This is a genomic window from Desulfotruncus alcoholivorax DSM 16058, assembly GCF_000430885.1.
GTDB classification, from domain to species: Bacteria; Bacillota; Desulfotomaculia; order Desulfotomaculales; family Desulfallaceae; genus Desulfotruncus; species Desulfotruncus alcoholivorax.
On the sequence record NZ_AUMW01000006.1, the window covers coordinates 23,145 to 48,546 of the forward strand.

General features: G+C 48.9%; 20 protein-coding genes. 2 read left to right on the plus strand and 18 right to left on the minus strand.

From position 1 onward, the window contains the following. Window positions 1-74: 74 nt before the first annotated feature. The 8 genes from H569_RS0103640 to H569_RS0103675 form a co-directional block, all read right to left on the minus strand. Entirely contained in the window at window positions 75-914 is an 840-nt protein-coding gene (locus H569_RS0103640; RefSeq protein ID WP_027363883.1) for a 1,4-dihydroxy-6-naphthoate synthase, read from the minus strand. Then, entirely contained in the window at window positions 911-1,609 is a 699-nt protein-coding gene (locus H569_RS0103645; protein ID WP_051273207.1) for a futalosine hydrolase, read from the minus strand. The genes H569_RS0103640 and H569_RS0103645 overlap by 4 nt, the downstream gene beginning before the upstream one ends. 52 nt (window positions 1,610-1,661) lie before the next feature. Continuing rightward, window positions 1,662-2,870, minus strand: coding sequence for an NADP-dependent isocitrate dehydrogenase (locus H569_RS0103650; protein WP_027363885.1), 1,209 nt, complete (start codon window positions 2,868-2,870; stop codon window positions 1,662-1,664). Window positions 2,871-2,939: 69 nt separating this feature from the next. Then, on the minus strand, window positions 2,940-3,557 hold the full coding sequence (locus H569_RS0103655; RefSeq protein WP_309294770.1) for a DedA family protein: 618 nt from the start codon (window positions 3,555-3,557) through the stop codon (window positions 2,940-2,942). 483 nt (window positions 3,558-4,040) lie between these two features. Then, window positions 4,041-4,223, minus strand: coding sequence for a hypothetical protein (locus tag H569_RS0103660; RefSeq protein WP_027363887.1), 183 nt, complete (start codon window positions 4,221-4,223; stop codon window positions 4,041-4,043). A 117-nt stretch (window positions 4,224-4,340) separates the two neighbouring features. After that, window positions 4,341-5,555 carry a sodium ion-translocating decarboxylase subunit beta gene (locus H569_RS0103665; RefSeq protein WP_027363888.1) on the minus strand — a complete coding sequence of 405 codons (1,215 nt, stop codon included), beginning with the start codon at window positions 5,553-5,555 and terminating at the stop codon, window positions 4,341-4,343. Window positions 5,556-5,569: 14 nt separating this feature from the next. Continuing rightward, window positions 5,570-5,755, minus strand: coding sequence for a hypothetical protein (locus H569_RS0103670; RefSeq protein WP_027363889.1), 186 nt, complete (start codon window positions 5,753-5,755; stop codon window positions 5,570-5,572). A gap of 253 nt (window positions 5,756-6,008) precedes the next feature. Further along, window positions 6,009-7,292 (minus strand): ArsB/NhaD family transporter, encoded by a 1,284-nt coding sequence (locus H569_RS0103675; RefSeq protein WP_027363890.1) that lies wholly within the window; start codon window positions 7,290-7,292, stop codon window positions 6,009-6,011. Window positions 7,293-7,547: 255 nt separating this feature from the next. Here H569_RS0103675 and H569_RS0103685 point away from each other — a divergent pair, with 255 nt between their 5' ends. Further along, window positions 7,548-9,659, plus strand: a complete 2,112-nt coding sequence (locus H569_RS0103685; RefSeq protein ID WP_027363891.1) for a sigma-54-dependent Fis family transcriptional regulator — start codon at window positions 7,548-7,550, stop codon at window positions 9,657-9,659. Between the two features lie 88 nt (window positions 9,660-9,747). Here H569_RS0103685 and H569_RS0103690 read toward each other — a convergent pair whose 3' ends face one another. From H569_RS0103690 to H569_RS0103705, 3 genes are all read right to left on the minus strand, one after another. Beyond that, window positions 9,748-11,403 (minus strand): APC family permease, encoded by a 1,656-nt coding sequence (locus H569_RS0103690; RefSeq protein ID WP_027363892.1) that lies wholly within the window; start codon window positions 11,401-11,403, stop codon window positions 9,748-9,750. A gap of 122 nt (window positions 11,404-11,525) precedes the next feature. After that, window positions 11,526-12,824, minus strand: a complete 1,299-nt coding sequence (locus H569_RS19080; RefSeq protein ID WP_081410864.1) for a saccharopine dehydrogenase family protein — start codon at window positions 12,822-12,824, stop codon at window positions 11,526-11,528. Between the two features lie 467 nt (window positions 12,825-13,291). Then, complete coding sequence (locus tag H569_RS0103705; RefSeq protein WP_051273209.1) at window positions 13,292-14,656, minus strand: sigma-54-dependent transcriptional regulator; 1,365 nt, start codon at window positions 14,654-14,656, stop codon at window positions 13,292-13,294. A gap of 105 nt (window positions 14,657-14,761) precedes the next feature. Between H569_RS0103705 and H569_RS0103710 the strand changes: the two genes are divergently transcribed. Beyond that, complete coding sequence (locus tag H569_RS0103710) at window positions 14,762-15,208, plus strand: Hpt domain-containing protein (RefSeq protein WP_027363895.1); 447 nt, start codon at window positions 14,762-14,764, stop codon at window positions 15,206-15,208. A gap of 9 nt (window positions 15,209-15,217) precedes the next feature. On the opposite strand, the gene H569_RS21170 is transcribed toward H569_RS0103710, so the two are convergent. The 7 genes from H569_RS21170 to H569_RS0103750 all read right to left on the minus strand — a co-directional run bounded on the left by H569_RS21170 (window position 15,218) and on the right by H569_RS0103750 (window position 25,394). Beyond that, window positions 15,218-18,163, minus strand: coding sequence for a PAS domain-containing hybrid sensor histidine kinase/response regulator (locus tag H569_RS21170; RefSeq protein ID WP_051273211.1), 2,946 nt, complete (start codon window positions 18,161-18,163; stop codon window positions 15,218-15,220). 204 nt (window positions 18,164-18,367) lie between these two features. Then, window positions 18,368-19,225, minus strand: a complete 858-nt coding sequence (speE, locus tag H569_RS0103720; protein ID WP_027363896.1) for a polyamine aminopropyltransferase — start codon at window positions 19,223-19,225, stop codon at window positions 18,368-18,370. A gap of 246 nt (window positions 19,226-19,471) precedes the next feature. Further along, a complete protein-coding gene (locus H569_RS0103725; RefSeq protein WP_027363897.1) occupies window positions 19,472-21,418 on the minus strand; it encodes a stalk domain-containing protein in 1,947 nt (648 codons plus the stop codon). A gap of 431 nt (window positions 21,419-21,849) precedes the next feature. Beyond that, complete coding sequence (locus H569_RS0103735; RefSeq protein ID WP_027363899.1) at window positions 21,850-22,671, minus strand: ABC transporter ATP-binding protein; 822 nt, start codon at window positions 22,669-22,671, stop codon at window positions 21,850-21,852. Then, entirely contained in the window at window positions 22,664-23,431 is a 768-nt protein-coding gene (locus H569_RS0103740) for an ABC transporter ATP-binding protein (protein ID WP_027363900.1), read from the minus strand. The genes H569_RS0103735 and H569_RS0103740 overlap by 8 nt, the downstream gene beginning before the upstream one ends. Window positions 23,432-23,475: 44 nt before the next feature. Continuing rightward, the gene (locus tag H569_RS19090; protein WP_407638021.1) at window positions 23,476-24,501 is read right to left on the minus strand and encodes a branched-chain amino acid ABC transporter permease; all 1,026 of its coding nucleotides are present in this window, start codon (window positions 24,499-24,501) and stop codon (window positions 23,476-23,478) included. A gap of 17 nt (window positions 24,502-24,518) precedes the next feature. Next, the gene (locus H569_RS0103750; protein WP_027363901.1) at window positions 24,519-25,394 is read right to left on the minus strand and encodes a branched-chain amino acid ABC transporter permease; all 876 of its coding nucleotides are present in this window, start codon (window positions 25,392-25,394) and stop codon (window positions 24,519-24,521) included. Between the last annotated feature and the right edge of the window lie 8 nt (window positions 25,395-25,402).

Here is a 25,402-nt window from a genome sequence, read left to right on the forward strand (position 1 = left end):
TGGACTCTCCTGTTTGGCCTTCAAGTTTTAATTGGCGGTTTAACCACGAGGCTTAAAAACAGTACGTAATTGAATTACCGGCGCAGCGCCGCCAAATCCACCTTCGGCACCAACCCTTCCCGCACAGCCCGGCCGAGCAAGGTCTCTACCGCCTTATATCCAGTATCACCCAAGTTTTCGGTGAATTCGTTGACATACAAGTTGATATGCGCGTTCACCACCCCGGGGGACAACTCCTGGGCGTGGCCCAGCACGTACTCCAATGAAGCCCCGGGGTGGGCCCGGGCGTACTTGAGCGATGCCCGGATCCATCCGGCAATGGAGGGCAAATCCAGTGACCGGCGGGCGATGATTGCTCCCAGCGGAACAGGCAAGCCGGTTCCGGCCTCCCACCAGCCGCCCAGGTCCGCCAGTAGGGTCAGCCCGTATGCGGGATAGGTAAAACGCGCCTCGTGGATTACCAGCCCCGCATCAATTTTGCCATCGCGCACCGCCGGCATAATATCTTGAAACGGCATGATTACAATCTCGCCCACACCACCAGGCACATTTTGGGCTACCCACAACCGGAACAATAAATAGGCGGTGGACCGCTCACCAGGTACCGCCACCCGCCGCCCGGACAACATCGCCGGGCCCCCGGCGCCGGCGTCTCCCGCTGTGAGCACCAGCGGCCCGCACCCCCTGCCCAGCGCGCCGCCGCAGGGCAGCAGCGCGTATTCGGACAACACCCACGGCAGGGCCGCATACGAAATCTTGACCACATCCGGCCCGTTGGGGCCGGCCGCCAAACCGTTGGTTACATCGATATCCGCATAAGTTACCTCAAGCCGGGGCGCTCCCGGAACCAGCCCGTGCACCCAGGCGTGGAAAATGAACGTATCGTTGGGGCAGGGAGAAAAGGCAATTTTCATCTTAACACCTCCAATAATACCGGGCCGGCTGCTTCCAAAACTTCCAGGGCCTCTTCAACCCGCCAAGCGGCCCGGTCACGCGGCCCCACCAGGTTGGAAACAGCGCGGAGTTCCAGGACCGGCACCCCGCTGTCGCGCGCCGCCAGGGCCACACCGTATCCCTCCATCGCCTCGGCAGTGGCCCCGGGCACCCTTTCAGCCAGTCTCGCGGCGCTTTCAGCCGTACCCGTCACCGTCGATACGGTGAGCGCTGGGCCTGTTTTAACCGGCAGCCCGGCCGCCCGCATAGCCCCGGTCACAACATCCACCAATCGGGCATCAGGCTGGATACGGGTTGGGCCGAAACCCAGCTCATCCATACTGCAAAATCCTGCGGGGGTCTCCACTCCCAGGTCGGCGGCAATGATCTCGCTCGCCACCACCAGGGAACCCATCTCAGCTTGGCCGGGAAAGCCGCCGCCAATACCGGCACTTATGACCAAACCATAACCGGCGGCCGCCAACATTTTCGCCGTATGGACAGCGGCCGCTGCCGGGCCCACGCCCGCCGCCGCTACGTCAAACCTTTTATCGCCACGCAGCCCGCGCAGCACCGCTTCCTTCTCCGCCGGGACAGCAGTCACCACCAGAACACGCGCTCCCGGCTTCCATCTTGGAGTGATAATATCCTGTGTTTGATTAAAAACCTGGCTCATTTTTCTCCTTTTTTCTTAAGGTGTCAAGGGGACGGGGTTACTGCTGACACGCCTATAACTGATTATCCAACCGTTTTTTAATTTCCAGCAGAAAGTCCTCTGTATTGACCACTTTCTTTTCAGGCAGGTTGGACAGCAGCGCTAAATCTTTAGTCATTATGCCGGCCTCAATTGTCTTGATGGAGGCTGCCTCCAGCTTGTCCCCAAAACCAACCAGGTCTTCAAGGCCGTCTAGTTCGCCTCTCTTTTTCAGGGCTCCGGTCCAGGCAAACAGCGTTGCCATGGGGTTTGTAGAAGTTTCCTCGCCCTTTAAGTGCCTGTAATAATGCCTTGTGACCGTACCATGTGCTGCCTCAAATTCGTAGTACCCTTCCGGCGACATTAAAACCGACGTCATCATCGCCAAACTTCCAAATGCCGTAGCCACCAGGTCAGACATCACATCACCGTCATAATTCTTGCAGGCCCAGATCATACCGCCTTCTGAACGGACAACACGTGCCACCGCGTCATCTATCAGGGTGTAAAAATACTCGATCTTTTTCTCGGCGAATTTTTCCCGGTACTCTTTTTCATATATTTCATTAAAGATATCTTTAAATGTATGATCATATTTTTTAGATATAGTATCCTTGGCGGCAAACCATAAATCTTGGTTGGTATCAAGGGCATAGTTAAAGCACGACCGGGCGAAACTCACGATTGATCTATCGATATTATGCATGCCCAGAATTACACCCTTGTCCTTAAAGTTAAAAATTGTCTCACGGTGCTCATCACCGGCTTCAGGTTTGAATACCAGCTCCGCCTTGCCCGGCCCTTCCACCCGGTACTCCACATCCTTATAAACGTCACCATAGGCATGCCTGGCAATGGTGATTGGCTTTTTCCAGGTCCGGACAAAGGGTTTTATGCTGTCAACAATAATGGGGGCGCGGAACACGGTGCCGTCAAGGATGGCCCTGATAGTGCCGTTGGGGCTTTTCCACATTTGCTTCAGGTTGTATTCTTCAACTCTTTGCGCATTGGGGGTAATAGTAGCGCATTTTACGGCAACACCATACTTTTTTGTTGCCGCAGCGGCGTCTATAGTAACCCGGTCACCAGTATTGTCCCGGTTTTTCAAACCCAAATCGTAGTAAGCAGTCTTTAACTCAACGTAAGGCTCCAACAGAGTTTCCTTGATCATCTTCCAGATGATTCTTGTCATCTCGTCCCCGTCCATTTCAACCAAAGGGACATTCATTTGAATTTTAGACATACACTTCCTCCCTTACAAAAATCAAATTATATATTCTGCTGTAAACACGCTATCAGTTGGGAAACCGTTCTATCTCTTTCTTCTATTATTAATAAAGAACCAAATAATGCCGCAGATTATAGCAATAATAACGGCATAGCTGACCGGCCGGAAATACGGCTCCACGGATTGCCAGTTCTGGCCAAGTTTCAGCCCCAGGTAAGTTAGCGCAATATTCCACGGTATACAGCCAATCAGGGTAAAAATAAGGAATTTTACAAAATTCATCCGGGCAATTCCCGCCGGTAAAGAAATAAACGTCCGGATAACCGGCAAAATGCGCCCGAAGAATACTGCCCATTCACCATACTTGGAGAACCAGCGATCTGCTTGATCTAAGTGATGATGGTTAAACAGAACATACTTGCCGTATTTTTCGAGGAAAGGACGGCCTCCATTGGCACCTGCCCAAAAGGCCAGCACCGATCCGACCACATTGCCCAGAACGCCGGCCCAGACAACTCCCCAAAAATTTAGTATACCCTGGGCAGCCAAAAAGCCGCCGAAAAGCATAATCACTTCGCTGGGCAAAGGGATACAAGCACTTTCCAGGACCATACCGATAAAAACGCCCCAGTGACCAAACGTATTGATCAAGCTCGTAACAAAGGTATTAAGTACTTCAATTAATTGATGCAACTTTGGCACACCTCGATTTCTTCAGCTTTTAGCCAGTTTTAACATTATATTAACGGAATAATATTACCATACCTTTAAGCCGAAGGGTCGTATTAATTGTATTAACCGAGAAAAACCGAGCTTATTAATACGGGCATGGATTTAGTTATATTTTATCATATCTCGGCAGAAGACACCCACTTCTAATGTGGGTGATGAAAGCAGTTTGTTTGAATCAAAGCATGTTTTTCCGGATAATGCCGCCTGTAACGAAAAGCTACGGTCCATACCTCCTTTGCCAATTATGTTCAAAAGCTGCGTTTTACCGTTGAAACATCGCACTACTTCGTGCTAATTCCAGCCGCTATGTATACAATAACCATTAACCAGCATATTGGGCCAAGCATCCATCAAGGGCGCAATAGCATCAGGGTAAAAATGACGCCGGATATATTTTCTAAAGTACTAAAAACCCCCGATCAATAGAACGGGGGTTGTGCGGAGTTTTTTCATCTATCTTCTCCTGGTTCCAAGGGTGATAATAAACAAGCCCAGTATGGCCATGGAAAAGCCCGTGAGCATACACCCAAATCTTAAATTGTCAGGCACTTGCAATGATAAAACTCTTACCGTGAAAACCCCGGCAAACGCGGTTATGGTCCCGGTAACCCAACACAGCTTTCTCTTATTTTCCATGATTTAACCACTTTATCAATGATTATTTCAGGAGTCAGAAGTCAGGAGTCAGTATAAGAGAACGGTTTATCGTCTTATAGTATTTGGGAATTCCGACTGCTGAATTCCAAATTCCGGCTACTTTAATAATGGCACCAGACTAACGTATATGCCTGTAAGAACTGCCGAGGTAATAACACCGCTGATATTGGCTCCAATAGCATATGGCAATACCAGCGCCTGTACGTTTGACTCGGTAGCGGCTTTCTGGGCTACCTTAGCCGTGGTGGGAACGCAGGACACGCCGGCAATTCCGATGACCGGATTAAACTTGCCTTTGCTTATAAAGTACATGATATACCCCCCGGCAATGCCCCCAATTCCGGAAAGGAGCAGTGCCAATATACCAAGCACCAGTAATATCAATATTTTCGGATTAAGGATGGTATTTGCCTCGCACAGCACTCCAAGCAGTATACCCATAAAGAAAGTTGAACCGTACAGCAAGGGGCCTTCAATAAAGGAAACGTAATGCTTGATACCCGCTTCCTTGACCGTCACCCCCAGGAAAAACGACATAAAGAGAGGCGCGGCCACGGGAAACAGCAAGCTGAGAACAGTACAGGTAATAATGGAAAACGCGATTTTTTCACCGGCAGTAACCGTAGGTATTTTGGTCAAATCCATTTGGATGCCGCGCAAACGCTTGGGTATCAAAAATTTAATCAAATAAGGATATCCACCATAAGTTAAACTCAGGTACAAGTAAGCAACGATGGTTATAGGCACAAACAAGTCTTTGGCCAGCATCAGCGACGTATAAAGGACCATCGGGCCGTCGGCCCCCCCCACCATGGCAATGGAGGCTGCTTCATTGTAATTGAGTCCCATGGCCACGGCTATGGGAAAAGTGGCCACGGTACCCAGTTCGGCGCATATGGCAATTAACATGCTGCTGAACGGAGCAGCAAGAACATATCCTATTTCCGTCATCACGCCTATGCCCATGAAAATAAAGCATGCAATCAAACCGTTGCTAAAAGTGAACGTATATATCGGCTGCAAGAAGTCGATTTGCAATATATTCATCAACTGGGCAGGATCGGTGATCAGCGGGTCAATAAATATTGTGCCCATCCTGCCGCCGGATAAAAACAGCACCGCGGCGTTCACCGACGCCATACCAAAACCCATGGGAATCATAATCAAGGGCTCCAGCACGTTTTTAGCGCCAAGGTAAACCAGTAGGATTCCCAGCGCAATCAACGCCAACCTGGCTACAGTTATGGATGTGTCCGAGGCGAATAAGGTAGAAAGCCCCTGAAAAAGATTTAATATACTAATGTCAGGCATTATCTGCACCTCATTTATTTTGCTTGGGGCATGTTTGTGGCAAGTGGAGAATGTTTCCAGCCTTTCTGTTTGGCACTTGAATTATTGCGGAATTTGATAACCGTGAAAATTGATTTAATCATAGCAGCTACAACAAAAGAAATTACCATCCCTATAAGAAAAACGCTTCCCGCTACGTAACAGGCTTCCAAAATGTTCATTTTCCCACCTCCATTGAGTGTTGTATACAATATAATGTGTTATCAATACATAAAAGCAAATCTGATGCCAGTAATTCGTAGTATAAATTACCCATAAACAGCTTCTTTTTTTTAATCAATTAATTAAAATAGCCGGCAGGCTATGCATTAATGCATAAATAACACTTAACAATCCCTTGATTTCCGTGTAATTGTGCCATTGCAATTACGCATTGGTTATGCTAAAATGCATAACACCTGTTTAGCGCCGGGTTTAATAAAAGTAAAACAAAACAAGATAAGCTGTGCAAATTAGCACGGAAACCAGCATCATGGGAAAGGCTACCCTGGTAAAGCCCATAAAAGTTATGGCCACTCCCCTTTTCTCAGCCAATCCCGCCACCACGACATTGGCCGAAGCACCGATCAGGGTCCCGTTACCACCTAAACAAGCACCCAGCGAAAGTGCCCACCAAAGCGGGTTTAAGTCCGTAATACTGCCTAATTGCCCCAGTTCTTTGATCAAAGGAATCATTGTGGCAACAAAGGGGATATTGTCGATAAAAGCAGAGGCAATAGCTGACAGCCACAAAACCAGCAAACCGGTCGTCAACATTGCCCCCCCGGTTAATTCAAGGGATTTTCTGGCAACCGCCTCAATGGCCCCGACGCTGTCCAGGGCTCCAACCAGCACAAACAATCCCGCAAAGAAAAAGATAACGGGCCATTCCACCGCCGCCAATGCGTGCTCCGGTTCATGCCTGGTAATCAATAACAGCAAAACCGCACCTCCAAGGGCAATGGTTGATGACTCAAGGTGCAGGTACTGGTGGACAACAAAACCCAAAATAGTTATGCTGATAACAATCAAGCATTGTCTCAACAACACCGCATCATGGATTTCCTTTTTTTCATTCATAGACATTATTTTTTGCTTTAATTCATCCCTTGCCACGATATCTTTTCTGTACAACAAATACAGCCATAGCATATTTGTTAGAAACACAACAGCTATGACCGGCGCCAGGTTAATTAAAAAATCCATAAAACCTAGTCCGGTGGCGCTGCCTATCATTATATTGGGAGGATCACCGATCAGAGTCGCCGTGCCGCCGATATTGGAAGCAATAACTTCACCCATTAAAAATGGCAGCACGCTTACTTTTAGCTGCTCGGCTACAGCAAAGGTCACCGGCACAATCAACAGCACAGTGGTTACATTGTCCAGAAACGCCGATACAACTGCAGTGATTGTTGATAGATAAATCATAATTTTGACCGGATCACCTTTGGCAACTTTAGCCGCATAAATGGCAAGATAGCCAAAAACACCTGTTTGTCTGGTGATTCCTACTATCACCATCATGCCGATTAACAGCCCGATAGTGTTAAAATCAATAGAACTAAACGCCTTTTCCTGTGAAATGATGCCCGCCAGAATTACAATTAAGCCGCCCGCCAGGGCCAAAACGGTACGGTGGATTTTCTCAAACATAATCATTACATAAGTAACGATAAATACAGCTATGGTAAAGAAAAACTGTGTTTGCGAGGACATATTCTCACTCCCAATATGATTTTTACTGCATAATCCATTATTAAGCATTCCTGCCCGGACATATCATTACATTAACGTCAATTAAATATGTTATGTAAATTTGCATAGAATTATTTATTTTTTTTATTACATGGTATACTGTATTCAGGGGCATTCAATGCGCCTCTACCTCCCTTTAGCAACAGAACTAATCTGGCATTTCTCTTGCAAGACCTTTGCCAGACCATCAATTAATATGGTAAAGAAGGGTTACGCGTGCTGATAAAAGATATTATGACCCCTATAGAGCTCACATTATTACCTGAACAGCCGGTTGCAACAGCATGGCGGATGATCAGGGATTTAGGCGTGATGGGTTTGCCGGTAACGGACAGGAATGGTACCCTGGTCGGAATGGTGACCAGGGATTCCCTGATCGAGGGCGGGCCGGAATTATTATCCGAAAACCCTGCTGTAGTTTCTATTATGAACAACCGGGTTTTTGCGCTGCGCGAAGATTCACCGATAACCGATGCCTGGTCAATGCACGGAACGGTATTTCCCGTTTTAAATGATAAAGGCGAAACCAGCGGCGTTTTGGACAAAGGAATTGTCGCAGCTGAATTATTAAACAAGGCAAATGGGATCATGCTTCAGATTGATACCATCCTGGACTCGGTCAGCAACGGCATTATCGCTATCAACAAGGACGGGATCATATCCCTATACAACAGGGCAGCCGAGAAAATAACCAGGAGACCCAAAAGCTACGCCATGGGCAGACACCTGTCGGAAGTGATTATCCCGCAAGGCTTGCTGGATTTTGTAAATAACGGCAAAGAACAGACCGAATGCAAGCTAACAGTCGCCTTTAAAAACGACAACCGGACTTACCTCACCAATCGTAATTCCATCCGCGAAAATGGTAAAATTGTCGGTGCAGTGGCGATTTTTCAGGATATTTCCGAATTGGAGCAAATTTCGGAGGAGCTTGACTCGGTAAAACAGCTGAACAGAAAGCTGGAACTGATCATTGAGTCGTCATATGACGGGATTTTATTGACAGACCGGGACGGGACCATCATTAAAGCCAACCGCGCGCACGAGCGAATTACCGGTATACCCTCGGCCCAAATACAAGGTGCCCAAATGACCGAACTGATTAAAATGGGTGTTTACTCCCACTCCATAATTGACGAAGTAATTAAGGCGGGAGAATCTGTTACCAGGGTTGAAAATAACCATTATTTAGTCACCGGCAACCCGGTGAGGGACCTCGACGGAAAAATAACCAGGGTGGTTGTGAACATCAGGGATCTAACCGAGCTGAACAACCTGAAGGAACAGTTGGAGTATACCAGGGAACTCAGCGAGCGCTACCAGGGTGAGCTGGTTCAACTGCGCAGCAAACTCAACACACCGCAGGACGGGATCGTTTATAATTCACCTAAAATGAGGGAAATTATTGAAGCAACCTCGCGCCTGGCCACAGTAGATTCCACCGTGCTTATCCTGGGGGAATCCGGGGTGGGCAAGGAGGTAATTGCCAAGCTTATTCACAATGAAAGCAAGCGCCAAAACGGCCCTTTTATAACTGTCAACTGCGGGGCCATACCGGAGAATCTATTGGAATCGGAGTTGTTCGGCTATGAAAGGGGCGCTTTCACCGGGGCAAACCGGGAAGGGAAGGCCGGGATGTTTGAACTGGCCAACAACGGTACACTTTTCCTGGATGAAATAGGTGATTTGCCGCTGGGTTTTCAGGTTAAATTGCTCCGCGTTTTACAGGAAAGAGAAGTGCTGCGGGTTGGCGGCAGCAAGCCCCGGCCGATTAACGTGCGCATACTGGCTGCCACCAACCGCAACCTGGAAGAGATGCTGGAGGAGGGAGAATTCAGAGAGGACCTTTATTTTCGGATCAACGTGGTACCGCTGACCATACCTCCGCTCAGGGAGCGCAAAGAGGATATAATCCCGCTGGTCCAGTCATTTAAGAAAAAATATGAGTTAAAGTACAGCTTTAATAAGAATATAAATGCCAGGGTCTACGATATTTTTTTAAACTACCACTGGCCCGGCAATGTCCGCGAACTGGACAACATGATTGAAAGGTTGATGGTAACAACGCAGGGTCCCGAAGTTGGTGTGGAGGATTTACCGTCTTATCTATTTGAAAACCATATCCGAACCGAGCCGGAAATTTGTGTAAGAGGCGTTATGCCAATGAAAAACGCCGTTATCCAACTGGAAAGACAACTACTGCACAATGCCATTAAAGAATACGGCAGCGCCAATAAGGCGGCCCGCGCCTTGAAAGTCAACCAGTCCACGGTGGTGCGCAAATTGAGCAGGTTAAAAGATTTAGGCTACGATTTTAAAATACAATAAACATGGTCTTTCTTGAGCAAGCAACATGGATAGGGCCATGGGGCTCCATCCATGTTGTAAATTGGCCGCACCCGGCCGATACCTTCGCTCATTCCTCCACAATTATTGATACAGGTTGATTTACTTCTTTGGGGCCAATACGGCCGGCAGGGTCAACGCGCCTGGCGATTACAGCCAATAGCACTGCAACGATCCCGGACCCAACGGTTATATATTCAATCCACCGCATCATGGCCTCAAACAGGCCCTCAACACCGTAATAGTCCGTATAATATGCCGGGTCTTCGTACCACGGGAGGAAGCCCAGCGCTATCAGCCCGGTCACCGTCAATCCCGCAAACATCCAGGCCATCCTGCGCACATCGCCAAACCCCAGCCCGGTTTTCGGGTTCAGTGGGTACTTTACAGAATCAATTTTAGCCATGCCGCCATACAATCTCTTAAAGACGAAGTACATAACCGGACCGGATATGATCCCCACCATGCCGCCCAAAAAGTAATCGGTCCCGTTGATAAAGAGCGCAATAAAGGCAATCAGGATTGGCGGTATGCACATGGCGGCAAATACTTTTGTGCCGACCGGCACCTTAAACGGTCTGGGCATGTCCCCTTCTTTGATCCTTAAAACGATCCCGGAGATAAAGATCAATACATAAGAGGCCATGAGCAGCATCACGTCCACGACGACAATAACATCAAAACTAAACGGGCTGATCAATAGGCTGAATATGCCCATGCTAAGAACCGTAACATAGGGGACGCCCCGCTTTTTGCTGCATTTGGTAAAAAACTTCGGCGCCAGGTTATCTTCCGCCAGGCTGAAGAAAACCCGGGACCCCGAGGCAATATAGGCATTATAAATTGAAAATTGAGCTATAACAGCTACAGCGACAAAAAACAGTCCCAAACCGTGGTAGCCGGCGGATGTAGCCACGTCGCTGTATGTGATGCCGCCTTCGGTTGCCCAGCTGTCCCAGCGGCCCACGGAGGCAATCCCCGCCATGGTTGGTAAAATATAGGTTGCAATAATGATAGGGGCGGTGATCAAGAGCGCCTTTGGTATAACCTGCGGGTTTTTAACTTCCCCCGCCAGTGTAGACATTGATTCATAGCCGGAATACATCCACATCCCAATGGCTAAGCCGTAACCGATACTTTCAAATAATGACTGGCCTTCCGGTATAAACGGGACAAAGGGGTTAGCATGCCAGTGCAACAAGCCGATCACAGTCACTATACCGAAGGCAACGATGACCAGGATGGAAATAATCGTGCTGACCGCGCCAACATCTTTAATGCCCCGGATATTGATATAAGTAAAGAAAATAATTACAGCCGCTTTAAATATATATGCCTCCGTGTCCGAAAGGTGGGCCGCTGTTGCCAAATAAGCGCCGGCAAGCACCACATAAAGGGTATTGTCGAAGTAAATCGATATTGTTCGCCACCAACCTGCCTGAAAAGCCCAGAATTCACCCAAAGCACGCTGGACCCATTTGTAATAACCGCCCTCCTCCGGTATAGCGGAGCCGAGCTCGGCGTTAACCAAACTCTGCGGGGTACCCCAGATGAACGGCAATATCAACAGCATCACCATGGTAAGCCCCGGCCCGGCTACGGGGATCATGTCCTCTATACCATAAGCGCCGGCACAAACCATGGAATAAATCATAAACGCAACCGTTGTCGTTTTCATGTAATGCTTTTTCAAACCCGGGTTGGCGGGTTGTTCCATGATACTCATCAATCAAGGGCCTCCCTTCGAATTTGCCTGCGGTTCCGCCAGGCCTCCCCAAGAACTTTGTCCATAGCTAAGTCCATCCCCCTCTATGTATCCACGGGGTCCCCATGTGAGGGGTGCCGGGATTATTCACGCGCAGCCGCCGCTTCCCGGATGGATTTCTTAAATTGCGCCTCATCCAGGGCTTTCTTGTACTCGGAATCCATCTCCACCAGCCCGCCGGGGAACTCGTAAGGTTCCATCAGCTCCATAAAAGGCTCCGGCGGGAAGGCTTCCGGCCCGCAGACTCCTTGATTCTTCCAAATCCCTTTAGCCAGCAGTTCCAGCATAATTACCGGCGGGAACGCAGTTTGGGCGACCACGGCCTGGCACCCCAACCTCCGCATGCAGTCCTGGTTGTCGGCCACCTGGTAAAGGTAGATTTGCCGCTCTTTTCCGTCTTTAATGCCTTTGGCCCACACACCGGCACAGGTCTTGCCGAACATTTTATCCCCGATGCGGGCTGGATCAACAGCGGTAGCCGCCACCAAATCCCGGGGTGACACTTCCACCTCGCCCACTTTAACCTTTTCCTTTTTGTCCAAGCCCAACGCGCGTAAAATCTTCAAGACTTTGATAAATTCCGCACCCAGCCCGAATTTGAAGGTCACCCGTTTTAAACCCTTATCCACATACCGGGGAATCAAAATGACCTCTTCATGCTCCACATTGACCAATTCAGTGGGGCCAATGCCTTCCGGCAGGTCGAATATTTCCGGCTCTGAAAAGGGTTCCGTGGTATACCAGCCTTTATCCCGCTCCCAAATCAACGGCGGGTTCAAGCATTCCTCGATAGTGGTCCAGATTGAAAAGCCGAATGGGATCTCCACCCCTTCCACCACCAAATTGTTCCCGTCCCTGACACCAATTTCCTCCAGTTCATCAAAAAGGTGTTTCTCAATGTACTTGGCAAAAACATCTGACATACCCGGTTCCACCCCGGCAGCCAACAGCGCCAGCAGGCCTTTATCTTCCCACGCTTTCGCTTGGGCAAACTGGAGATCACCCAGCTTGATATAAGTTTTATGATACGGGTCTTCCGGGTGGGGCTCCGACAGGCTCATGGCGCAGTCCATGTAGTTGGTCCCTGCTTCAAAAGCCGCGTTAAAGATATGCATGTTAAAGGACGGGTCGCATCCGTTAAAGATGAGATCAACCTGATATTTTCGGGCCAGAGAGATAATCTCATTTTTATTTCTCGCGTCCACTTTTTCCGCAGGGAACCGCTTGGGGTCATCCATTTTGGCCGCCACTTCCCGGGCGCGGTTAAAATTGTAATCAGCAATGACCAATTGTTCCATCCAATCAGCCTTAGCGCCTCTCCTTTTGATGACTGAAGCCACCGCTTCCCCAACGCCGCCTGCTCCAACCAGTAAAATTCTCATGTCCAAGACCTCCTGTTTTCTTACTTACTGCTGGGGTTTTCCGCCGCTTCCTGCGCCCCAGTGCAGATTAAGTTGATGTATGTATTGATGTATGTATGATTGAAGAGCAAAAAGAATACCACCGAACTTTAATCCCAACAACACACTGTTCGCCGGTCCCATTTTGCCCGCGCAAAAGGCCCGGAACCTTTTATTTTCCCCGGTTCCGGGCCTTTTGCGCTTCAACATGCCCGTGTTCGCCGCCCTGCCCTCAACAGACCGGCAGTTTTGATACCAATTGTAATTTTTACAACCACCCTGTAAAAATTACAGAATTTTGTTGCTATTCAATTATTCAGAATTACTAATTGGAATTTCAGGAGTCAGAATTCAGAATTCAGTAGAGATTTATTCACTGTACCCCAAGATTATTCTGAATTCTGACTCCTGACTTCTGAATCCTGATTCCTGAGTAGTTACAGCATCTTTTAATTAACGCCGTACCGGTGGAGTTTATTATACAAAGTCTTTACCGAAATACCCAGGATGGCTGCCGCTTTGCTTTTATTGCCCCCGGTCTTTTGGATAACGTTCAAAATATGATTTTTCTCCAGCTCATCGAGAGTTAATTCGCAGTCAGCGCCACGCCTGCCGTTATCCAGCTTTACGGCGGCGCGGATATGGTCGGGAACGTTTTCCACCCCGATTACTTCTCTGGTTGCCAGCGACACCATGGAATGAACCACGTTCTTCAGCTCCCGGACATTCCCCGGCCAACTGTATTTTTGCAGGATATCCATGGCTTCAGGGGATATGTTTTCTGCGACCACCATATATTCCTCCTGGTATTTCCGGATAAAATACATTACCAGCGCCTCTATATCTTCCTTTCTGTCCCTTAGAGGAGGGACCGTAATCAGGACTGTATTGACCCGGTAGTACAAGTCCTCCCGGATACGCCCCGCTGCCACTTCTTCCGTCAAGTCCCGGTTGGTGGCGCAAATAAGACGGAAATCCGAATAGACGGTTTTATTGCCGCCTAACCGTTCAAAACTTTTATACTCCAATACTCTGAGCAGTTTTTTCTGCAGGCTCATATCAATTTCCCCTATTTCATCCAAAAACAACGTCCCCATATGGGCTTGTTCCAGTTTTCCGACCACCGTCTCACCGGCGCCGGTGAATGCCCCCTTTTCATGGCCGAAGAACTCATTCTCCGCCAGGTCTTTCGGCACGGCACTGCAGTTGATCTTGATAATGTGGTTGTATCTGCGGATACTGTTATAGTGAATAAAATCCGCCAGCATCTCTTTGCCTGTGCCGTTTTCCCCCGTGATCAGGATGGGCAGGTTGGTATTGCACACTTTTAAGGCCATGTCGAAACATTCCTTAATAGCCTTGCTTTGGCCGATAATGTTGAGTCGTTTGTCTAAAATAGTCTTCTGGTGTAGACCCTGTTTATCCGGGTTTAACGCTTCATTCAAGATGGTATGGATGTTCTTTACCGAAAACGGCTTGGCGATAAAATCCACAGCGCCCTTTTCCAAGAAATAATGATTTTTTTCACTGTCGGCAAAGGCCGTCATTATGACAATCTTCATATCCGCAAACAAATTCTTGATAATTTCCATGGCCTCCACACCATCCATTTTGGGCATGGCGACATCCATTATCACCAGGTCGGGCCTGTCTTCCTTCATCCGCTCAATGGCCGGCCCGGCATCACTGAAAATCTCCACCTCGTAACCCTGGCTTTTGATGATTTTTTGCAGCAGCACCAGGGTCGACTGGGAATCATCAATAATAAATATTTTCTTTAAGCCCGTTCTGCCGCTGTTTACTGGCGCCCCCATTCCCTCAGCAACCCCCTTCAAGATCAAAATGCACCTGGTTTTTCAATACTGCTTCGCGCCCGCCTCACAAGCCCGGTTTCCCCGTCCCCGGAAGGACTTAAAACTATGCCGGACGAATATATTTATATAGCCCCACCCGAACCGCGCCGGTCTGATCAGGTTGTCCCGCTTGCCGTGCGCCGGCTCAAAAAGGAGATGTCTGATCGGATGGTTTATAAAGTCCCTGATGCCGCCGCAGATATTATGGTGGACCCGGAAGATTTAAAAGAGGTGTATGAAATCTATTTCGATGAATCCCGGAAAAACCTATCCGCATGTTGCGCAGCCCTGGCAAAAGGGGATTGGAAAGGCGTGGCCAAACTGGCCCATGCCGTCAAGGGCGCGTCATCCAACCTCCGTATCCACTCCATCCGTTACCTGGCCGAGCTATTGGAGCTACATGCCAAATCAGGCAAAACAGAAGCAATTTCTGTCCTTTTGCTTGCGCTGTGCAAAGAATTTGACACTGTCCGCACAGAAGTACAGCGTTATTTCCACACCGCCAAATTTTAGAGGGGCTGTCTAAATCTCCTTTTGCGACAGCCATCGTTCCAGAGTCATTTTTAATTCATCCTGTTTTAAAGGTTTGCACAAGTAGCCGTCCATCCCGGCAGCGAGACACTTGTCCAGGTCTTCCTCGGCGGTATTGGCCGTCATGGCGATAACCGGCGTATGCCTTTCCAACAGGGCTTCTTTTTGCCGGATCATCCGGGTGGCCTCATACCCGTCCAGTACCGGCATTTGCACATCCATAAGGACAAGTCCGTATACCCCCAGTGCCATAGCTTCCACCGCTTCCTCCCCGTTCCCTACCGTTTTCACACGGTATCCCAACTTTGCCAGATGGATCTCCGTCAATTTCCGGTTCACCGGATTATCCTCCGCCAGCAGGATCATAGGATCTCCTTGTTCAATCCCGTTGCAGCCGCCGGCCGCAGCAATCTCCGCCGGGGTGCAGGTTAATTCTTCTTTCATCTCCCGTTCCTCCTGCACCGGATCTCCATGGCCAAACGGCGCGTATTCCAGGTTTAAGGTAAACCAAAAGGTGGAACCTTTACCCACTTCACTTTCCAATCCCATCCTGCCCCCCATGATTTCCACCAGGCTTTTACAGATGGAAAGACCCAAACCTGTTCCGCCATACCTCCGGGTAGTCGACCCGTCCGCCTGGACAAAAGGCTCGAAAATTTTCTTTTGCACTCCCACGGGTATACCGATGCCGGTATCTTTTACCTTAAAGCATATTTCGACATTATTACAATATTTCTGAGCAGCAACCGCTTCCAGAAATACTTTGCCCTGCTCCGTAAATTTAATCGCATTGCCGACCAGGTTGAAAATGATTTGGCGCAGGCGCACCGGATCGCCAACTAACCGGGCGGTAATTGCCGGGTCAATCCACATCGCCAGCTCCACCTGTTTTTCCCTGGCTTTTGCACCCATCACCCGGACAATCCCTGCCAGCAGACTGCGAAGGTCAAAGGTGGTGTGCTCAATAATCATCTTGCCTGCATCAATTTTAGAAAAATCAAGGATTTCATCAATGCTGCCCAGCAGGATACCAGATGAACCGTGGATTATTTCCACAAGCTCCCTCTGCTCCCCGGAAAGTAATGTGTCCCTCAGCAGTTCCGCCGCGCCGATCACGCTGTTGATCGGGGTCCTGATCTCGTGGCTGATATTAGCCAGGAACTCACTCTTGGCCCGGTTCGCCGCTTCAGCAGATTCCTTGGCCTGCTTCATCTGGGCTTCTGCTTGTTTACGCACGGTGATATCTCTAATAAAGGCAAGAATACAATTTTCTCCCTGAAACTGCAGGCTTGTCCCGATAATCTCCACTTCCATACGTTGGCCGTCTTTTTTCCGGAAAAGGTCTTCCAACAGGATGACCCGGTTATCACCAACCGCCTGTTCAATGTTCTCTTCGATTCTTTGCGCCTCCTGAACCAGGAAGTCATCGAAATGCATCTCCAACAGTTCCCCGGAAGTGTAGCCCAACTGGCCGGCAAGGAATGAATTTGCCGCTACAATTTTGCGGGTATCACCCCTAAAGATTAATACACCCTCCGGAGCGTGTTCGAAAATGGTCCGAAATTGTTTTTCTGAAGCCGCAATCTTTGCCGATGATTCCCTGATAAAACAAAGAATAATAAAAAACCCCATGGTGAGGATGCTCCAGATAAAAGTAAATACAATGACAATGAGTCTACGGGCCGCCCCCACCCGTTCCCAGTATGTGGCACTGATATCAATGCCAAGTGCCGCTACAACACGACCGGAGACGGGATCGGTGACAGGCGCAAAACCAGTCACCCAATCTCCCCACCGGTCTCGCATAGGTCCTTCGATATACGGCTCTCCGCTGGAAAAAAAATTGATTAATTGCCGGGTGGTCTCCTGATACACATCACCCGGTTTGGAATAATCGGCCGAATGCCTGGGTTCCGAATCGACGTAGAAAAACACTTTGCCGTCACGGAGGCCCATCAGGTAGACAAAACGACAATCCGGATTGGCCGCATGAATAGCCTTAAGCTGTCGCCTTAAGGTTTCAAAACCAGGTTTTCCATTATCTGAAGGAGAACCGGACAACGCCAATACCATTTCCGGCTTGATGGCCGTTGCGGCAGTGGCCGCCCTGGCAATGATATTCCTGCTGAACTCTTCCTGTCCTCTTTCACCGACGATAAAAGCGACAACCCAGCCAAACAGCAAGATAAAGAGCACGGCCGGCACTGCCCAGCGCTGGTAGTCCGGCACCATTTCGCCGCTGGATAATTCCTTTTCCAAATTTTCCGGCGTTTGGGCATAAACCCTGATTTGCGTGGCTGTATAGGCCGTCACCATACTGTCCAACAGCAACAGGTACAGCCTGAACTTATCTAATAAGGACGATGTGTCAATTAAGGTACCGTAAAAAATAAGCTCCTGCGAGCCGGCGAGCATGGACAGGGCATAAAAGGCGAACAGCAGACCGGTCCTGAATAAATGCTTACGCCGCTTGGAAGCAAGACCGGCTGCGTACTTTACAACGGCAACGCTTGCCCAAATTCCCCCACCGAAACCCAGCAGGTACCGGGAGGACAACAGCATCCCCCCTATCCCGTACCTGCTGCCGCAGAAGATGACGATGAAAATCAAAAGAATGTGGATCCAGCGTCCCGGACCTTTATCCCAAATTAGTTCAAAGATTTTGCGGCCAAATTCAATCAGTAAACCAAAGGAAAGGACGAGGCCAAAAACCCGAATGGCTGCAAACACCGGTCCGTCGCCCAGGCTGTTGACCAGCAGGCAAAGCCAGCCGTAAATCCCGTGAGTGAATCCAAACAAGCCAAGATAGCTCCAAAACGACCGCTGTTTCCTCCCAACCAGAAAACAGGCAACCGCCAGGAGCAGGAAGGACAGGCTATATAAGAAAAGGATATAATCCAATTGGTCGGCAAAAAAATTAGCGGCCTGAGAAAACATACTGTTTCATCCTCCTCCGGTACGGGTATGCCAATACCGGTTATGGATCGCAACTCTTTATGCTTTCATAATTATTTGTTTTTTCGTAATACTTCGCCATCATCTATTTAATTACCCTTCTTTTTCCTTAACCTAAAATGAATATTATTGTCCACCACGTAAAAAGAGGCAGAGATTTCGACAATCTCTGCCTCTTTTACATGATTATTTGTCCAGTTTATTAAGGATAAATCCCGGTATGACAAAGCAGCTTTTAATAATTCCTTCACTAACATATTTAGCTTCTTTGTCCCACTCTCTACGCCATGTAAGAGGATCGTGTTTATCCGAGGCAAGGGTGAAACTCCAAAACCCGCCCGGGTAAGTAGGTACCACAGCTAAATAGGTGCGGGTGATTTGAAAAATCCCCTTTAGACTTGCTCTTGTATTATTGAGAGTTTGCATGTAAAAAAGCGGCGATTCGCTTTGGCATACGATTATTCCATCTTGCTTCAGAGCTTTTTTGGCACCGGCGTAAAACTCTTGATGAAACAGACCGACCGCCGGACCAACGGGGTCAGATGAATCAATAATAATCACATCGTATTCATTTTGTTTTGTTTTAACATACTCAATTCCATCCGCGAAAATAAAATTTACTCTAGGGTCCGACAGGTTTCCGGATACCTCCGGCATGTACTGCTTACAAAGCCGGACGACAGCCTCGTCAATTTCCACCATATCAATTCTTTCAACTTCTTTATATTTTGCCGCTTCCCTGGCAGCCCCACAATCCCCGCCCCCAATTATAAGTACTTTTTTGGGGTTAGGGTGAGTTACCAAGGGAATATGCGAGATCATTTCATTATATATATGCCCGTCCAGAGATGTTGTTTGCACAACCCCGTCAAGAATAAGCGAAGGTCCAAAATCGAATAAATCAACAATCATTATATGTTGGAATGGTGATTGTTCCTCATGAATGATTTCTTTAACTCGATAACTTATTTTAAGATTATCCCGGTCTTCCTCTGTTAACCATAATTCCCCGTTTTCTCTGGTTATCCATTTAGATATGTTCATACTCCTACCTCCTACCTTATAATGATAACTATATTCCAGTTTACCCTTTCTTTATAAAAGGAGTCAATTTTTCTACCTGATTCTCCGGAGATTTTTCTACAACTTTACACCTGACCAAACCATAACTTGTTCATCTTGACGCCGGAAGGCGTTGAATGAAAAGGCTCAACTGCCGGCTATAACCGGCGGTTGGGCCTTTTCACACGCAAAACTTCCGATTGATCCCTTCAAGTACCTTCCCACATGCTATTTATTCCAAAATGCCTCAGGTATCAAGGCCATAACTATTGGTGTATCCGAACCGCTGGGGGGCGTATATACGAATTCATCCGTTTGCCCGGCTCTCAGAACACCCAGCACGGCAGCCTGCTTGAGTCCGTTGCAATAGCTGGTCGCCGGAGCCTTGTAAACCTTTCCGTCAGGGCCCAGAAAAGAACCCTTGAAGATGCTGCCCCGGGGATTTAACAGCACTCCTGTTTTTACGGGAGCAGACATCTTTAAATGGTAAACCACACCGTAATTGCCAAAATTCTTGACGGTTTCCCCCGTGAGCGGGTCAACGCCTTCGGCCCAGGTATCAAATCCAGGCGCTTCCATGCCCAGGGTGATTTTTTCCTCTCGCTTGCCATTCCCTTGTATGTCCACCAGGCAGTCCCCGTTGGGGAAAACACCCCGTACCTGCTGAGAGTTTCGGGGCAGCACCGGCAGGGATAACAGGTACTCAATTTTTTCCTGCAGCATTTCCTCCGGTGTTTTTACCGGAACGGGCTCACTTGCTGTACCCGTTGCACCATCCGGCTCCACCTCTTGAAGGTTACCGGGGGATATTGTTGACCCACCCTGCGCCGGAGCTTCTTCCTGTGCCTGTTCAGGTAGCGGTTCAGTTTCCGGTGCTTTTTCCGGGCCCATAATCACGCTGATGGTTATGGTGCCGTCTGCCTGAAAGTCCTGCATGCCCGTGACGGCTTCTTTATAATTCAAAGGACGCAAGCCCGGGTTTAAGATGATTTTTTGCCCGGGTTGAATGGTCACGGGGTTGGATGGCTGAGACGACAGGTATCTTATTGTCACCGTTTGTCCCAGGTTCATGTAATCGGTTGCCGGGCCGCCCACCCCTGATTTCAAGGTTTTCAGGGTAACCGGGGCCGGGCTGTTGTTTTCGGCTATTACATAAAGGCACTGTTTTTCGGGGGAGCCGTTCAGATGGTGATACATGAGCCTGAAATTGCCCGATGCATCGCTCCGGTATAGAACACCCGGCCCGGTCACCACCTCCGGGCTGTTGCTCAGGTGCAGAACAGGCCCGGTCCGTTTAAAGGCAATGTTTTCATTGGGTTCGATGTTATAAAAATTAACATTTTCATCATTCTCAAACAGTTCACCATATACAGGCTTGGAAAATTTAAAGGCCATTTCAGACATGAGCTTTTCATCAGCTACAGTAACGCTGGTAGAGGAGGTTTCACTCCAGTTTCCTGCGGCATCCTTTATTCTAAGGCTGATTGTGTATTCACCGGGCTGGAAGAAGGCCCGGGGCTTACCCGTCATAATCCGGGTATCGCCTGGGAGCCGGTAACTCCACTCCTCGGCAGCAATGCCTTCTCCCTCTTCATTGTCATATGTATAATTAAAGTTCAGCGCTTCCCCGATTTTGATCACGTCATTTGGTAACCCCAGAGAAGTAATTACCGGAGTCAGATTAACGGGTGCGGGTTCAGCTACTTCGGTGATGATAATGGTTTTATCAGCGGCATTAAACTCAATGGACATGTTCAGGTTTTCCGCCAAAAAGCGCAGCGGCACCAGCGTACGCCCGTCTTTTATCAAGGGTGGGTTGCTTATTTCCATTTCCTGACCATTTACTGATGCCTGTCCGGTTTTCAAAGACATCTTAACATCAACTTCATCTTTTGTTATTTCCATGATTTTTGTGGTTGCGTCCCATTTTACCGCGGCGCCGAGGATTTCCTCCGCCACAAAGCGGGCGGGAAGAAATGCCGTGCCGTCTACCAGTACAGGCGGTATTTCAAGCTGGCACGGGGCATCGTTCAGCAAAGCGTCTTTACTACCCAGGGTTAATATCACCTTTTTGGCGCTATCCTGGGCACATGCAGCAGTGCCGTTCGACCAGAGGGGCGGGGCTGCCAGTAAGGCTGTCAAGGTTAGAGCAGTGCATAGTCTCTTGAAAATCATAAATACCTCCGTTAGTCACTTAATAACAAATAATTACGCTAGATGGCACGTTTTTCTTTTTTTCGGCTTTCTACATCATAGACGTATATTTACCTCAAAAAGTTTCATTTATTAAACTCCCAAATATTCATTTATAACATCATCTATTGCTGTTTCAATCCCATCTGAGGATGTTGATATTGCGCGAACACCGCTCCTACTTTGCCTGAAAGGGCCATAAAAAACCACCTCCACGAAAAAGGTCTGGCAATAAACCAGACCTTTGTTAAAACCATATTATCTCTGGGGCGGATTTTTAAGTACAAAGTATGTCATTCCTTTAATCTCATTCCCCTTTTGGTCTTTATACCTATCAAACACCAGACATCAACTCCCACATACAGAAAAGGTTATGCTTTGGATGGAAAAACAAAAATAGCTACTAAAATAAGTCAAGCCTGACCCCAGGCTGGTTGGACGCGGGCGCGGCCAAGGTAGGCCTGCTGCACCTTGGAATCAGACATCAGTTCAGCCGAACTGCCGCTAATGGTAATCGAGCCCCGTTCCATGACAAGTGCCCTGTCCGCCACCTTTAGCGCAGCCCTTGTGTTTTGCTCCACCAGCATAATCGTTACACCGGTTTTCTTTAGCTGGCTCAATATAGACATAATTTCGCGCACCACCAGCGGGGCCAGGCCGACTGAAGGCTCATCCAGGAGCAACAATTTGGGGTGGGCCATCAGCGCTCTGCCGATGGCAAGCATCTGCTGCAGGCCTCCGCTCAATGTTCCCGCCATTTCTTTTTCTCTGCCCTTTAAAGCCGGAAAAATTTCCATAACTTCCCGGACGTCACATAAAATTGTTGCTTTATCACGGCGGTAACGATGATAGGCGCCGAGCATAAGGTTATCCAATACACTCAATGAACTAAAAATTTCCCTTCTTTCCGGCACCAGGCTGATACCCTGGCGCACCATTTTTTCGGGAGAAGTATTGGTTATATCCTTCCATAATTGGGGACATTCCACTTGGGACATTCCTCCAACAGGAGTGTTCCCCTTTTCCTTGTTTGGAGGCGTATCCCCTTTCCTCTTAACCAGAATATTTCCTTTAGCCGGTTTGTGCAGGCCGGCCAGCGTCCCGAGCAGGGTGCTTTTACCGGCCCCGTTGGCGCCAAGGATGGCCAGCAATTCACCCTCTTTTACATGCAGGGAAAGCCCCCTGACTGCCTGCACATATCCGTGATAAACATCCAGCCCTTCTATTCTAAGCAATTTGTTCATCCTCCCCCAGGTAAGCCCTGATTACTTCCGGGTCGGCCTGAACCTCCGCCGGTGTCCCTTCAGCTATTCCCCGGCCGAAATTTAAGACTAAAATACGGTCAGCCACTTCCATGACAGTTTCCATATCGTGTTCCACCAAAACCATGGTAAGACCGTTTTCTCTTAATTTTTTAAGAAATCTGGCCAGGGTCTTTGTTTCGGTGCTGTTTAAACCCGCAGCGGGTTCATCCAGCAGGACCAGCCGGGGACCGGAGGCCAGCGCCCTGGCTATTTCCAGCAGTCTCTGCCGGCCGAAGGGAAGCGCTGCGGCAGGAAGGTCCGCTGAACTGTCCAACCCAACCTCGCCCAGCAATGCCATAGACTGTTCAATTATTTGTTTATCTTCCGCGTTTATACCGGGCCGGCGCAAAATTGACTTGACAAAACCGGTTTTACCTTTTAAATGGGCGCCGGTCATAACGTTTTCCAGCACAGTCATACCGCTGAACAATTGAAGGTTCTGAAATGTTCTGGTGATGCCCGCCGCAGCAATCTGATACGGCTTTAGCCCGTCAATCCGTTTACCCAGAAAGTTAATGGACCCACCGTCAGGCTGAAGCATGCCGGTGATTAAATTAAACACCGTAGTTTTGCCGGCGCCATTAGGACCGATCAGTGCGAAAATGGTGCCTTCGATTACTTTAAAACCAACATCCCTGACTGCGGCAACACCGCCGAAATGTTTTGTAAGACCTTGCACTTCCAGCAGCAAACCGGAAACCCCCTTCAATTAACTGCAATTAACTTTAATTAACCTCAACCGCTCTCGGGTAAACCCACATCCGATGCGGCCGGCGTTTTTTCCATAGGTGATTTTGAAATTTTGCCAAAGGCCCCGAGACCTTCGGGGCGATAGATCATCAGGACCACCAATATCAGTCCGAAAAAGATAATCTCATACTCACCGCCGGCGCCGGGTATAACCAGCGGGATCGCCCAGCGCAATAGTTCTCCCAGCAGCACCACCAGCGCCGCCCCCAGCAGGGGGCCTAGAAAGGTACCCAAACCCCCGACCACAGCCATCAGTACAAACTGCACCGAGGTATTGAAACCAAAAGGCGCAGGACTGACAAAGGTTACATAAAAGGCGTAGAGCCCGCCGGCCAGCCCTGCCAGCAGGGCACTGAAAATAAATGCCTTTAATTTTAGTTTGCCGGTATCTATCCCGGCGGTTTCAGCAGCGTGCTCACTTTCACTGATGGCGCGGAGCGCCCTGCCCACCCGCGAGCGGATTAAATTGTTGATTCCGAATAAAACCAGCAGCACCACCGCCCAAATAAGGTAGAAAAATTTGATATCATTGTCAAAGGTCAGCCCGCCAATAGTAAGGTAAGGAATTCCCGCAATTCCCGACGGTCCCCCGGTCAATTCCCCGGCCTCATTGAACATTGTATGAATAAGTATGCCAAAACCCATGGTGCCCATTGCCAGGTATAACTCCCGCAGTTTGAGCGTTGGCCGCCCGATGATGGCTGCAATTAGCCCCGGCAGGATAATCGCAGCCAATAGCGCCAAAACCGGGTGCCACCCATAGCGCGTAGTCATTATAGCAACCGCATACCCCCCCAGGCCGAAGAATCCGCCATGTCCGAAGGATACCTGACCCGCATAACCCATCAAAATTCCCAGACCCTGCACAATAATTGTGTAAAGGCCAATGACAATAAGCACACTAATTAAATAATTGCTGTCAATCACCAGGGGCAGGGCCAAAAAAAGCAGGACAGCCGCCGGCCATAAAAAAGTTTTTTTTATCTTCATTAAACATCTAAATCGATCCACTACCTTCCCGCCTTCTTTTAAATTTTACGCTCACCCAGAACTCCCAGAATACCCTGCGGCCTTAACAGGAGAACCGCCAGAAGAATGATTATGGCCAGGGCATCTTTCAGCCCGGAGGAAATCAGACCGGCGCTGTATGACTCCAGAACGCCCAAAAGAAGCCCACCCAGCACAGCACCTCCGACATTGCTCAACCCGCCTATTACTGCAGCCACAAAGCCCTTAATTCCCAGCATAAAGCCCATGTCATAGGTTGTCATGGTAACGGGAGCGATGAAAATACCCGCTGCAGCACCCAGCGCTCCGCTTCCTACAAAAGCCCAAAAGGACACGGTACTGGGGTTGATACCCACCAACCTGGCCGCAGTTCGATTGATAACAGCGGCTTTTACCGCCCTGCCCGCATAAGTCAGTTCAAAGAAAGCGTATAGCAGCGACAGGGTTAAGACAGCAAGACCCAGGATCCAAATACTTTGTGGATTTAAAGCAGCCCCCCCGATGAAAAAGGGCCCGCCTTTGGAAAAGGCGGGGAGAGAGTATGTGTCCGTGCCCCAGATTAACAACGCCAAACCGCGCAGGGATATTGACAGACCAATGGTAATAATGATCAGGGTAAGGCCCGATGCCCGCCGGGCAGGGTAAATTGCAGCCCGCTCCAAAACCCCTCCCATTATCGCCACCAGGACAATCGACAGGATAAAAGCAGCGATCAAAGGCATTCCGGTTGCATACAGGCTGATTGCCAGCAGCGCCCCGATGGCAGCGAATTCCCCCAGGGCGAGGTTTAATACACCGGTTATGTTAAAAGTGGTAACCAGTGCCAAAGCAATCAAGGAATAGATGCTCCCCAGGGTAAGTCCCGAAAAAAGAAGCTGCAACAGCTGATCAGACATATAAGCAC